Below are 12,879 nucleotides of genomic sequence, written 5' to 3' on the forward strand. Positions count from 1 at the left end.
GCGCGGACGCGGCTCTCTCTCGGATCAGAACAACGCGGGCGGGAAGTGACGGATCATGAGATCGCGCGCGTAGCGCGCCGAGTGCTCGACCGTCTCGAAGCTCAGCGTGCTGCCCACGTAGTACGTGTGGTTCTCGCCCTGGAGCGACTCGACGCGCTCGTAGAACCCGCCGCGCAGCGCCTCGGTGCTCACGTGCGGGAAGTAGTCCCACTCCTGCCGGAGCTGCAGCGCGCCGAAGCGCCCACCGCGCGCCGCGACGTCGGCCGCGAGCGTCGCGGTGATCGAGTCGTACGACGAGCTCCAGTCGGCGATCTGGTACGCGACCATCAGCGGCGACTGATCGCGGCTCGCCCACACGTTCACGTGGTCGATCATCTCGGGGAACGCGTTGTCGTGGAAGAAGAGCACGCTCTCGCGCGGCAGATCCTGCGCGGTGAACGCGCTGAAGAAGTAGCGCTCGCTCTCGACCTGCGAGAAGAGCTCGTCCTCTTCGTCGGTGAGCGGCATGAAGTCGCCGACGCGATTGAGCGCGACCGAGACGATGACCTCGTCGAACTCGTAGCGTCGCGTGCCGTTGATCGTGATCTCGATCGGCGCGCCGCGGCGCGACGAGCGACGGGTGATCGACGTCACCTCGGAGTTCAGCCGCACGTCGAGCTCGCCGGCGACCGCCTCCCAGATCGACTGATAGCCCGTGGGGAACGTGTAGTACGGCGCCTGCTGCAGGCCGCGCTCACCGCCGAGCTTCACCAGCCACGGGATGAGCTTCATGAAGTACATCGCGGGCGCGTCCTCGTAGTACGCGTACCCGAAGCCCACCATCACGCTGCGCACGAGCTCGGCGATCGGCGTGATGCCGTTCCGCTCCGCGAACTCGTCGAAGGGCAGATCGAGCTCGTCGGGCAGATACGCGAAGCCGCTCAGGTTCAGCTGCGCGAACCGCGCCTGGACCCCGGCGTACGCGACGAGCGCGCCGATCAGCTCGAGCTGCGAGTAGCGGCTCGAGAGGAACGACTCCGCGGAGTGCACCACGCCCTGATCGAGGATGCCGCGATCGGTCTGGTACTCCTCGTACGGAATGCCGTAGCGATCCGCGAGGCCGAGCACGAGGTGGTAGTCCGGCGACGCGAACACCGCGCCGAGCTCGGTCACCCGACCCCCGGCGCGCAGCGAGTGCACCTTGCCGCCGACGCGATCCTCACGCTCGAACACCGTCACGTTGCGATACCCGAGATCGCGCAGTGTCTGCGCCGCGGTGAGGCCCGAGGGGCCCGCGCCCACGACCGCGATGCGCATCGATCGCCGCGGCCACACGAGCTCTTCGGCGTTCGTGTCGAGCGCGTCTTCCTCCTCGGGCGTGGCCGCGCAGCTCGCGACACCGAGACCGAGCAGCAGGATGCAGGTCAGACGAAAGACGGATTGGATCACGGGCGCCCTCCCGTGACGAGCATAGAGAGGCGCTCCCCGTCTCGATCCCGGGTCGATGATTGTTTAATCAACGATTAATCGCGCCGTGATCGGAGTGCCCAAAATCGGCTCGCTGGCGCAGGGCTCTCCCGTCCACGTGCTCCGCACGCTCCCGTGCGTGCCCTGCGCCAGCGAGCACTCCAGCTGGAGTGATCACGCGATCGGGATGGCGTAGGCTCGCGCGCCTCATGACGGACCCGTCGAAGCGGCGCGACGACGCCGCGGTGTGGATCGAGCCGGTGCTGCTGGCGTGCGTCGAGGATCGGCGCTTCTTCGAGGAGCTCGCGCCCGAGCCGCGCGCCCTGGTGACGCTGTGGGCGATGCGCGCCGAGGTGCAACGACGTGGGCTCGCACACTTCGTCGACGACGTGCCCGACTGGGTCGTGAAGGACGTGCCGCGCGCGGCGGAGTCGATCGGCGAGGTCGCGCTCGCGGAGCCGTTCGCCGCGCTGCTGCCGGCGCTGAAGCGCGGCCGCGCCGGGCGCTTCTCGAGCAAGGGCGTGGAGTGGAGCGCGCACGCGGGGATCGAGCCGATCGTCGCGCGCATCGGTGATGCGCTGATCGAGCGCGTGCTCGCGTCGAAGCGCGCGTTCGGTGCGGTGCGGGCGCGCGCCGAGACGATCCACGCCGACGCGCGCGCCGCGCACAAGCGCGAGGCCGAGGCGGCACAGGAGAGCGCGAAGGCGAAGGTGCGCTCGCGCTTCGACGGGCTGCGTGACAAGGCGCGCCCGTGGTCGATGCAGACGCGCTTCGCGGTGGAGGACGCGGTCTCGCACGCGAAGTTCGGCGTGGGTCGAGTGCGCGCGCTGGTGCCGCCGAACAAGATCGAGGTCGAGTTCGAGGACGGCTCGATCCGCACGATGCTGCACGCGGGCTGAGCGTCGCGAGACTCGGGCGTGGCCCTTGCTCGACCGAGACGCGCTGCACGAGGTGCGTCGTGGACGTCGAGATCATCGTCGCTCTGATCGGCGTCGTCGGGAGTCTCCTGACGACCATCATCGGGGCGTTGCTCAACCGCCGTCGCGGTGACGAGGGCGCGGCGCCCCAGGTACGGCGCGGGCGGCGCGCGCGCGTGCCCGACGACGTGCCCGCGCGGTTCGGCCCGGGATCGCTCGCGCTGCTCGCGATCGCCGGGTTCCTCGGGTTCACCGGGGCAGCGATGGTCCTCTACGTCGTCCTGAGCTTCATCACGAGCGTCTTCGTCGCGCTCCAGGGCAACAGCCCGCGCCCCGACCTCTCCGGCATCCCGTTCGTCCCGTTCTTGCCGCTGGGGTTCGGGCTCGCGTTCGCGGGAATCGTGGTCGCGTGGATCGCGGCGTTCGCCGCGCAGGTGTCGATGGGGCGCGAGCGCGAGGCGCACTGAGCCCTGCGAGAGTGCTCGTCCCGCCGGTCCCGGACGGGAGCGCGCGGAGCGCGCGGACGGTAGGGCCCGGCGGGCGAGCCGATTTTCGGCAGCCCCTGCCGGAGTGCTCGTCCCTCCGGGGCTCCGGCGGGCGAGCCGATTTTCGACAGTCACTGACGCCCTTCGGGGCGCATGGGATCGGGTGTGGAGAGCACACGGCGCGAGCGCTTCGCGTGGTGTCTGTTCGACTTCGCGAACAGCGCGTTCCCGACGATCGCGATCACCGCGTTCGGTGCGCCGTACTTCGAGGCGGTGCTCGTCGGCGATCGCGGGCTCGCGCTCGGTGGCCTCCGATTGAGCGGCACGTCCGCGTGGGCGATCGCAGTCGCGCTCTCGATGGCGATCGTCGTCGTGACCTCGCCGGTGATGGGCGCGATCGCGGACCGCGGGCGCAAGCGATCGCTGCTCGCGCTCTACGTCGCGGTGTGCGCGATCGCGACGGCCGCGCTCGGCTTCGTGCCTCCCGGCTCGGGGCTGCTCGCGATCGGGATCTTCGTGATCGCGAACGTCGCGTTCGAGGGCGCGTACGTGTTCTACAACGCGTTCCTCACCGAGCTGGTGCCGAGCGATCGCGTGGGACGCCTCTCGGGCTACGGCTGGGCGCTCGGGTACGTCGGCGGGCTCGCCGCGCTCTTCGTGGTGCGGCCGCTCCTGCCGAGCGACTACCACGCGGCCGAGGCCGCGCGCGGAGCCCAGGTGTTCTTCGTCGTCGCGGGCTGGTACGCGCTCTTCTCGCTGCCGACGCTGATCGTGCTGCGCGATCGCGCGGCGCCGGCACCGATCACCCGCGCGCTGGCGCGCGACGCGATCGCCCAGGTGCGCTCGACCATCGCGCGCGCTCGAGCCCACCGCACGATCGCGATCTTCCTCGTCGCGTACCTGCTCTACACCGACGCGCTCGACACCACGATCCACTTCACCGGCATCTACGCGCGGCGCGTCCTCGGGTTCACGCCCGACGACAACGTGCGGCTCTTCCTCGTGCTCAACGTGATCGCCGCGCCGGGCGCGGTGGTGCTCGGTGTGCTCGCCGATCGCGCGGGCGCGAAGCGCGCGATCCAGGTCGCGCTCGTGATCTGGTGCGCGGTGATCGTGCTCGCGGTGCGCGCCTACGACGCGGCGAGCTTCTGGCCGGCCGCGATCCTCGCGGCGATCGCGATCGGCGCGACCCAGTCCGCGAGCCGCGCGATGATGGCCCGCCTCGCACCGCCCGGCAGAACCGGCGAGTTCATGGGCTTCCTCGCGCTCTCGGGGCGCGCCTCCGCGATCGTCGGCCCGCTGATCTACGGCGCCGCGTCGAGCGCGTTCGCCGATCCCGCCGATCCCGGTCGCGGCGATCGCATCGCGCTCGTGATCATCGGCTTGCTCTTCCCGCTCGCGATGCTGGTGCTCCGCCGCGTGGAGGAGCCGCGCCGATCAGAATGACTGCATCCCGATCTCGAGCCCGCCCATGATCATCACCTCGCGCTCGAGGAACGTGAGGTGGAAGAACGACGCGGCCACGAGCCCGCGCCGCTCGTAGGGCCCGCCTCCGGTCGCCGCCGAGATCCGCATCTCGATGCCGGGCCCGAAGCCCGCAGCCTGCATCGCCCGGTCGGGGCCGCTGGTCGACGTGCCTTGCCGTCCGACCGCCCGCGTCACCCCCAGTTCGGGCGTCGTCCGCTCCGGCCCGTCCACCTTGACGATCATCGCGTCGATCGAGGGACCGATGCCGAGCTGCAGCGTGTCCCACAGCGTCATCTCGGCCACCGCCGAGAGCGAGAGATGGAGCGGGAGATCGGGGCTCACGCAGCCGCGCAGGATGCCGACTCCCGCGATGTCGTCGGTCTGCACGCCGACCTGCGCCGACCCGAGGAGCGCCCACGTGGTCGCGTCGAACGTCTGCGACTCGCCGGTGCGCACCCAGTCCGCGAAGTCGCCGTCGCGGATCTCCCAGACCGGCACGTCGATCCACAACGCCGTCGCCCCGAGCGCACCGACCGCGAACGCCCAGCGGAGCCGGATCTCGTCGCGGCCCCCGACCTCGCGCTCGACGGGCTCCACCTGCGCGCGCGCAGGCACCGCCGTCGCCAACCACAGCGTCGCGAGGACGCACGCGAAACGCGCCAGCATCAGAAGCTCCCCGCGATCTCGAGCGAGCCCGGCCCGAGCGACACCCGCACCGACGCGCTCTCGCGCACCTGCGCCTCGTTGCCCGAGTCGAGCAACATCCCGCCGCCGACGAACGCGAGCACGCCGCCCACGAACCCTCCGAGGCCGACCAGCACCCAGAGCCCGCTGTTCGTCTGCTCGAAGAACGAGAAGTCCGACGCGCCCGAGCAACCGCCCAGCGTGCACTCCTCCTCCGCCGCGAGCCGCTCGGCCTTGCTGCCGATGAGCACGCCCGCGAGCACTGCCGACCCGAAGAGCAATCCGCTGCCGGTCAGCGCGACGATCCACGCGTTCTGCACGTTCTCGCGGTGTTGCGCGAGGCGCTGATCGAGATCGACCCACTCGAGCTCGGGCGCCACGGTGCGCACCGTGCCCGCCTCGAGATCGAGCGTGTGGCGGTAGGGGCGGCGATCGGGGACGAGCAGCTCGAGCTCGTGTCGTCCCTCGGGGAGCACGAGCTCCTCGCGGACCTCGACCTCCTCGCCGTCGATCGCGATGCGGAGCGGCGTCACCGGCGTGCGCAGCCGGACGCGCGCGGTGCCGCTCTCGTCGGTGCGCAGCACGCTGAGCGTGACGTCGACCTCTTCCTGCTCCGCGGTCGCGACGTCGACCTCGCGCGAGACCGGCTCGTAGCCGGAGCGCGTCGCGACGACGGTGTGGCGTCCGGGGTCGACCTCGACGGTGTCGGGCAGTGGCGTCTCGCCGACCTCGCGACCATCGATCGCCACGTGGATGCCGGGGACACGCGACGTGACGCGGATCCGACCGCGCACGACCGGAGTGCGCTCGAGCGCGGCACGCACGCGCGCGGTGAGCCCGCCCGCGACCCGCACCGTCTCGCGGAACGTCTCGTGGCCGGGCGCGCGCAGCTCGACCAGCACCGTGCCCGCGGTGACCCGCATCGGGCTGCCCGACGCCGCGACCGACGACGCCGAACCGACCTCCACGCCGTCGATCCACACCATCGCGCTCGCGGGCGTCGCCTCGATCACGATGAACGCGATGCGCGCGCGCTGTCGGCGCAGCTCCGCCTCCACCGCGGCGCGACGATCGGGCGCGAGCTGCGGCATCTCGCGCAGGTACTGCTCGAACGCCTCGACCGACTCCACCGCGCGGCCCAGCGACGCGTAGACCTGCCCGAGGTTGAACAGCACCTGCGGCGCGGGCGCGACCTCGTAGGCGCGACGGAACTCGACGAGCGCCTGATCGAGCAGGCCCTCGTCGTAGAGCTCGAGGGCGCGCTCGAAGCGCTCGCGGGCCTCGGCCCGGGCCTCGCGTGATGGCTCCGCGTCCTGTGCGGCCGCTGCGCTCGGGGTCGTCAGCATCGCGATCGCGAGCAACGCGATGCCGAGGGTGGAGCAGCTCCGAGAGGCGAGTGGCACGCGTTCCGTCCGTGGTGATCGAGGTCGAGAACGGCGGAGCCTGTTCCCGACACGACCACCGCGCCACCGGAGGTGCGCGCACGTCGGTGTCAGCCGAAATGGACTGCGGAGACCTGGGTGCCCATCAGGATCGACGAATAAGGAACGGTTCCGCGATCATCGCCCGCTGCGCCCGCGATCACCATGAGCGGGAGCAGGTGCTCCTCGCGCGGATGGCAGAGCCGGGCGGAGGGCGCGCGGTCCCACGCCACGAGCGCCGCATCGCGTGCCGCCGGCTCGAGCGCGACGGTCTCGCGCATCCACGCGTCGAACGCGACCGAGGGCGCGCGCGCCGCGGGGGAGCCGAAGCCGCGCATGTTGTGGAAGCTCATCCCGCTGCCGACGATCAGCACGCCCTCGTCGCGCAGCGGGCGCAGCGCGCGCCCGATCGCGAGGTGCGACGCGGGATCGAGATCGCGGCGCATCGAGAGCTGGACCGTCGGGATGTCGGCCTCGGGGAACGTGACCTTGAGCGGCACGAACGTGCCGTGATCGTAGCCGCGGTGTGCGTCCTCGGCGGAGTCGATCCCCGCCGCCGAGAGCAGCGCGCGCACCCGCGCCGCGAGCTGGGGATCGCCGGGCGCGGGCCAGGTGATCTCGTACGACTCGGGCGGGAACCCGTAGTAGTCGTAGAGCATCGGCGGGTGCTCCGAGGTCGTCACCGTCGGGATCCGCTCCTCCCAGTGCGCGGAGATCACGAGCATCGCCCGCGGGCGCTGGGGCGCGAGCTGCGCGAGCCCCCGGAGGTACGTCGCGAGCGCGGCCCACTCCGCGGGATCGCCGAACCCCAGCTCGACGAAGGGCCAGGGCCCGCCGCCGTGGGGGATGTACGCCACCGGCATCCGCGTCCCGCCGCCGCTCGTCATCGCTCGAACCTCCTGCGACGCCGGTGCGCACGCCGCGAGCACGAGCCCCGCGCTCGCCGTGCCCAGCAGCGCACGTCGCGTCATCCGGTTGTCGTGGTCGTCGCTCATCTTCGCAGAGACGCTGTACGCCGGCGGGGCGCCGCCGGGAAGGCGCACCCCGCGCAAGTCTGCGTTGCGCGCACGGGAACGGATGCGACGCAAGCCTTGGATCCGCCTTGACTCTCGGTGCGCGTTCCTGGTTCGATGCGTCCGTCCCGGCCCCAGGCCGTCACGCCCATCGGCACGCGCGAGAGGACCCGCAGACACACCATGTTCTCCGTCGTCATCACCGAGAAGGGCGGCGCCCAGCGCCGTCTCGACTTCGACAAGAACGAAGTCACGATCGGCCGCGTCCAAGGCAACGACATCATCCTGCCGAAGGGCAACGTCTCGAAGCGGCACTCCCGGATCGTCCTCAAGGACAACCGCTTCATCGTCGTCGACCTCAAGAGCACCAACGGCACGTACGTCAACGGCCGGAAGATCACCTCGCCCCTCGTCGTGAAGTCGGGGGACAAGATCTACATCGGCGACTTCATCCTCACGCTCGAGGAGGCCGCGGGCGCAGGGATGGGCGCGTCGCCGGGCGGGTCGCACGAGGGTGCGGCGATGGGCGCTCCGCCGCCCGCGATGCAGCCCCCCACGCCGATGGCGTCGCCGCAGATGTCGCCGCCGCCGCAGATGTCCCCGGCGCCGCAGATGTCGCCGCCGATGTCGCCGCCGCAGATGTCGGCGCCGCCGCAGATGTCGCCCGCGCCGCAGATGTCGCCGCCGCCGCAGATGTCGGCGCCGATGCCCGCGCCGCAGATCTCGGTCCCGCAGCCGCAGATGTCGCCCGCGCCGCAGATGTCGCCGGCGCCGCAGATGTCGCCGCCCCCGATGGCCCAGGCCGTCGCGTCGTCCCCCGCCGTCGCGGTCGGTGGCGATCGCCGCCCCCCGCCGCTGCGCTCGGCGCCTCCGCCGCCCCGCCAGCCCACGATGACGGCGGGAGGCATGGGCGCACCGCCCCCGCTGCCGGGCCGCCCCGAGCCCGCGCCGCGCGTCCCCTCGGAGCCGCCGCCCGCGGCGCGCGAGGCCGATCGCTACCCGCTCGACGAGGAGCCGGCCGACGAGACGATGGCGCCCTCGCCGCGCGTCGTCGCGAACGCCCGTCCCACCGCCGCGCCGGTCCGTGAAGCCGCGCCCGCGCGCAACGACTTCGCGCCGCCGCCCGCCAAGGAGGCCGCCCGCGTCGAGCCGCAGACCGAGGCGCCGCCCGCGCGTGCGCAGCAGGTCGCGGTGCACACGCCGGCGCTCGCCGCGCCGATCCCCGAGTCGCGCCCGATCACCGCGCCGCTCGCCGCGCCGTCGCCGGTCGCGCAGCTGCGCCGCGCAGCGGTTCCGCGCGCCCGCGACGTGCGCGATCCGCTCGGCCACGTCCTCGCGACCCTCGCCGAGACCATCGACGTCGGCTCGCTCGTGCCGCCCGAGGCGATCCCGGCGGATCGCTGGCGCGAGGCGCGCTCGGCCGTCGACGCGGCGATCGCGCGCCTCGAGCGCGAAGGCGGCACCGCGGGTGATCGCGACGCGCTCGCGGGCTCGGCGGTGCAGGAGGCGCTCGGCCTCGGCCCGCTCGCCGCGCTCCTCGACGATCCGGGCGTGCTCGAGATCGTGGTGGAGGGGCCGGGCTCGATCCTCGTCGATCGCGGCGCGGGGCTGACCGCGGCGCCGGGACGTTTCTCGTCCGCGGATCAGCTGGTCACGATCGTCGGCCGCCTCGTGGTGCGCGGCGGTGGCTCGTTCGACGCGAGCCAGGCGATGCACGAGGCGACGCTGCCCGATGGCGCGCACCTCGTCGCGGTGCTGCCGCCGGTCGCGCTGCGCGGCCCGGTGATCGAGGTGCGCCGCACCGGCCGCGCGCCGGTGACCGGCGAGACCCTCGTGCAGCAGGGCGTGCTCAGCAGCGAGATGTTGGCGACGCTGCGCGCCGCGGTGAGCGCGCGTCGCAACGTCGTCGTGATCGGCGCGAGCGAGCTCGGCGTCGGCACGGTGGTCTCGATGCTCGCGAACCTCGCGGACGACGACGATCGCGTGCTCGCGATCGAGGCCTCGCCCGAGCTGGCGCTCGCCGCGTCGCACGCGGTGCGTCTCGGCGCGAGCTCGAGCGTGTCCCTCGCCCAGCTGATCGCCCACGCGCCGCGGTTGCGCGCCGATCGCGTCGTCATCGACGGAGCGAGCGGCCCCGAGACCCGCGAGGCGCTGCTCCTGCTCGCGTCGCGCGGCGCGGGCACGGTGCTCGGCGTGCGCAGCGCGCCGACCGGCTCGGCGCTCGATCACCTCGAGGCGCTCGCGGGCCTCGGCGGTGGCGCGGACACGCTCGGTCGCCTCATCGCGTCGGCGGTCCACGTCGTCGTGAAGCTCGGTCGCGACGCCAACGGCGTGCGCCGCGTGGTCTCGATCGCCGAGGTCACGAGCGACGAAGGGATCCCGACGGCGCAGGACCTCTGGGTCCACACCGGCGAGTTCCACGCGACCGGGAACAAGGCGACCTTCCAGTCCTGACGGCCGTGCGCGAGCCCACGATCGGGCTGGATCAGCGATGATCCGCCCCGATCCGTGGGCTTGACGCAATTGACGCGTCGCGTTACCCCCGCCGCATGGAGGTGTCCATGCAGAGCCTGTGGGAGGCGATCGATCGCCGTCGGGAGGACGTCGTCGCGCGAGGCAGCGCGTACGTGCGCGATCACGTCATCGTTCGGCGCACGCGCGAGACGGGCGCCCAGCTGCTCGGCCGCGCGGAGCGCGAGGCCACGAAGCTCCAGACCACGATCGCGTCGCGCCGCGGCGTGCTCAACGGCAAGCCGATCGAGAAGCTCGAGCGTCGTGTGCTGACGACGATCGAGACCGTGCTCGAGCGCGTCGGTCTGCAGCTGCGCGACCGCATCCAGCGCCTGACGCCGGGCGCGAAGATCACCGCGATCGAGCCCGAGACGGCGGCGCAGCCCGAGGACGCGACGCTCGTCGACGAGAGCGAGGCGCGCGCCGACGCGCCCGCGCGTGCGGCTGCCCGTGCGCCGAAGAAGAAGCGCATCCGCGTCGCGGTCGAGGACGCGGCCACGCCTTCGGAGACCGTGAGCGTCGAGCCGGAGGCAGCGCCGGTGCGCAAGACGTCGAACGGCCACGCGGCGCCCAAGCGCATCGCGAAGCCGCTCGCGACGAAGCCCGAGCGTCCGGCCGCGCGCCGCGGCACCAAGGCCGCAGCCGCCGCGAAGGCGTCGACGCGCTGGGTCGGCAAGGCCGCGGACGCCGAGGTCGACCAGCTCTCGGAGCTCTCGGCGAAGGCGCTCCTCGCGCGCATCCCCGAGCTCGACGAGGCGTCGTGCCGGGCGCTCCTCGCGCGCGAGAAGGACGGCAAGAAGCGCAAGACGATCGTCGACGCGCTCGCCGCTCGTCTTCCTTCCTGAAGCGCGAGCTCGTCCCGGGGTGTCGCACGGCGCGCACGCCGCGAACGCTGCTTCACGGCGGCGCTCGTGGGGTCGCGCTCGTCCGCGTGAAGATCGCGTGCGTCGCGTGCGTCCTCGGGCTGCGGGGAGGCAGGGCATCTTCTTGCAGGGGTGCCGCCCCGCATGGTTCGATGGCCTTCCTTTTCGACGGACGGATGTCCGTCGCGCCCGCGCTTCGGAGAGCAACGCATGCGAACGAGTCGGTGGCTCCTCGGTCTCGTCCTCCTGATCGGCGCGATGGCGCTCGCGGGAGGCTGTCGCTCACGTCGTGCGGTGAGCGGCGTCGTGACGAGCGGAGGTGAGCGACCGCGCGGGGGCACGGTGCAGGTCGGCGGTGGGACCGAGGTCGCGCACGGCTCGCCGCGCGAGCAGCTCGAGCAGTACGACCGCCTGCTGCGCGCGCAGCAGTACGTGCCGGTCGGGCCCGCGACCCACGGCACGCTGCAGCCCAACGGCATCACCGCGTACATGATCGACGTGCAGCGCGGCCACTGTTACTCGGTCGCGCTCTTCGGCGCGCAGGGCACCGACGTGAACCTCGTGATGCTCGATCCCGCGGGACGCGCGATCGGCCACGACGTGCGCCCCGACGAGCACCCGTGGGTCAGCTTCTGCGCGGCGCGCCCCGGGCGCTTCGTCGCGCGCATCCAGATGGCGCGCGGGCAGGGCGAGTTCTTCTTCGCGCCGTACTTCGTGCGCGGCCGTCAGCCGGTCGATCTCGCCGGGTTCTTCGGTGGCGCCGCGAGCGGCCCGCAGGTCGCGCAGATCGACGAGGGCACGACGCAGCGCCTCGCGGCGCTCGATCAGCAGATGTCGAGCCAGCGCTACCAGCGCATCGGCGACCCCAGCGGCCTCCTGCTGCGCAACCGCGAGGAGCGCGTGTTCGCGCTCTCGCTCGAGCAGGGTCGCTGCTACTCGTTCGCGACGCTCGGCGGGCCGGGCACGACCGACACCGACGTGTTCCTGCAGGACGGCTCGGGTCAGCGCCTGCAGGCCGACACGCGCACCGATCGCGACGCGATGGTGCAGTACTGCGCGCCCGACGACGGCAACTACACGCTGCAGGTGCGCAACTTCGGCGGTGAGGGCCCGGTGTTCACCGTCGCGTACGCGCAGCAGGTCGCGGGTCAGGCGCAGGCGAGCGAGCCGGTGGTGCCGGTGATCGCGACGACGTCGAGCGCGGGCGCGGGGCTCGACGAGAACTTCGCGCTGCTCGACGCCGACATGCGCGCGCGCGGCTACGAGAGCCTCGGCGAGTCGCAGCGGGGTCAGCTCGCGGAGGGCGGCGAGCAGTCGTACGCGGTCTCGCTCGAGGGCGGCAAGTGCTACGCGATCCTCGCGGTGGGCGACTCGGGCGTGCGGGACATGTCGCTCTCGCTGCGCGACGCGGCGGGGCGCGAGGTGGATCGCGACGAGGCCGGCGATGCGCGACCGACCGCGCGCGTGTGCCCCGAGCAGACGGGCAACTACACGATGGCCGTGCGGATGGTGAGCGGCACCGGCGGCTACGTGTACGCGGCGTATCGCTGGCCGCGCGGCACGCGCCTCGGTGATCTCGCGGGCATCCTCTACGTGCGTCTCGCCGAGGTCACGGCGCTGCTCAACGTCGAAGGGTTCCTGCCGGATCCCGGCTACTCGCTCGATCGCGGGCGGCTGCGCCGCGAGGGCCAGACCGCGACCCACTCGGTGCAGCTGAGCGGCGGGCAGTGCTACTCGATCGTCGTGGTGGGCGGCGAGGGCGTGCGCGACCTCGACGTGGCGCTCTCGCAGGGCGCGACGCAGGTCGCGTCGGACGTGGGCGCGCGGAACGCGTTCCCGAGCGTGCGCCACTGCGCGAGCACCGACGGGCAGTTCACGGTGACCGTGAGCGCAGCCTCGGGCGCGGGCGACTACGTCTATCAGATCTTCTCGCAGCAGGGCGGACAGGGCGTCGGGCAGTAGCGCTCGTCGCGGACATCGCGTGCCGAGAGATGTCCGTTCCCCGGCGCGGGGAACGGCCATCTCTCGTCCGTCCGACGAGCTACATCGTTCGCGTGCACGGGTGTCCGATC

General features: G+C 72.5%; 10 protein-coding genes. 6 read left to right on the top strand and 4 right to left on the bottom strand.

Features of this window, described 5'->3' with window-relative positions; translation table 11 throughout:
* Positions 1-24: 24 nt before the first annotated feature.
* Positions 25-1,428, bottom strand: coding sequence for a flavin monoamine oxidase family protein (locus I5071_RS37180; RefSeq protein ID WP_236518111.1), 1,404 nt, complete (start codon positions 1,426-1,428; stop codon positions 25-27).
* Between the two features lie 227 nt (positions 1,429-1,655).
* On the opposite strand from I5071_RS37180, the gene I5071_RS37185 reads away from it, so the two are divergent.
* The 3 genes from I5071_RS37185 to I5071_RS37195 all read left to right on the top strand — a co-directional run bounded on the left by I5071_RS37185 (position 1,656) and on the right by I5071_RS37195 (position 4,294).
* Positions 1,656-2,345, top strand: a complete 690-nt coding sequence (locus tag I5071_RS37185; RefSeq protein WP_236518112.1) for a hypothetical protein — start codon at positions 1,656-1,658, stop codon at positions 2,343-2,345.
* A 59-nt stretch (positions 2,346-2,404) separates the two neighbouring features.
* Entirely contained in the window at positions 2,405-2,830 is a 426-nt protein-coding gene (locus I5071_RS37190; protein ID WP_236518113.1) for a hypothetical protein, read from the top strand.
* 183 nt (positions 2,831-3,013) lie between these two features.
* Positions 3,014-4,294, top strand: coding sequence for an MFS transporter (locus I5071_RS37195; RefSeq protein WP_236518114.1), 1,281 nt, complete (start codon positions 3,014-3,016; stop codon positions 4,292-4,294).
* Here I5071_RS37195 and I5071_RS37200 read toward each other — a convergent pair.
* The 3 genes from I5071_RS37200 to I5071_RS37210 all read right to left on the bottom strand — a co-directional run bounded on the left by I5071_RS37200 (position 4,286) and on the right by I5071_RS37210 (position 7,307).
* A complete protein-coding gene (locus I5071_RS37200) occupies positions 4,286-4,981 on the bottom strand; it encodes a hypothetical protein (protein WP_236518115.1) in 696 nt (231 codons plus the stop codon). The two genes, I5071_RS37195 and I5071_RS37200, sit on opposite strands and share 9 nt — an antisense overlap.
* Positions 4,981-6,345, bottom strand: coding sequence for a PEGA domain-containing protein (locus tag I5071_RS37205; protein ID WP_236518116.1), 1,365 nt, complete (start codon positions 6,343-6,345; stop codon positions 4,981-4,983). Before I5071_RS37205 ends, I5071_RS37200 begins: the two co-directional genes overlap by 1 nt.
* Positions 6,346-6,491: 146 nt before the next feature.
* Positions 6,492-7,307 carry a DODA-type extradiol aromatic ring-opening family dioxygenase gene (locus I5071_RS37210; RefSeq protein WP_419249685.1) on the bottom strand — a complete coding sequence of 272 codons (816 nt, stop codon included), beginning with the start codon at positions 7,305-7,307 and terminating at the stop codon, positions 6,492-6,494.
* 309 nt (positions 7,308-7,616) lie between these two features.
* On the opposite strand from I5071_RS37210, the gene I5071_RS37215 reads away from it, so the two are divergent.
* The 3 genes from I5071_RS37215 (at position 7,617) to I5071_RS37225 (ending at position 12,769) form a co-directional block, all read left to right on the top strand.
* On the top strand, positions 7,617-9,887 hold the full coding sequence (locus tag I5071_RS37215; RefSeq protein ID WP_236518118.1) for an ATPase, T2SS/T4P/T4SS family: 2,271 nt from the start codon (positions 7,617-7,619) through the stop codon (positions 9,885-9,887).
* Positions 9,888-9,994: 107 nt separating this feature from the next.
* Complete coding sequence (locus I5071_RS37220) at positions 9,995-10,789, top strand: hypothetical protein (protein WP_236518119.1); 795 nt, start codon at positions 9,995-9,997, stop codon at positions 10,787-10,789.
* Positions 10,790-11,017: 228 nt separating this feature from the next.
* Positions 11,018-12,769 (top strand): hypothetical protein, encoded by a 1,752-nt coding sequence (locus I5071_RS37225; RefSeq protein ID WP_236518120.1) that lies wholly within the window; start codon positions 11,018-11,020, stop codon positions 12,767-12,769.
* Positions 12,770-12,879 lie beyond the last annotated feature (110 nt).

The sequence above is a fragment of the Sandaracinus amylolyticus genome, assembly GCF_021631985.1.
GTDB lineage: Bacteria > Myxococcota_A > Polyangia > Polyangiales > Sandaracinaceae > Sandaracinus > Sandaracinus amylolyticus_A.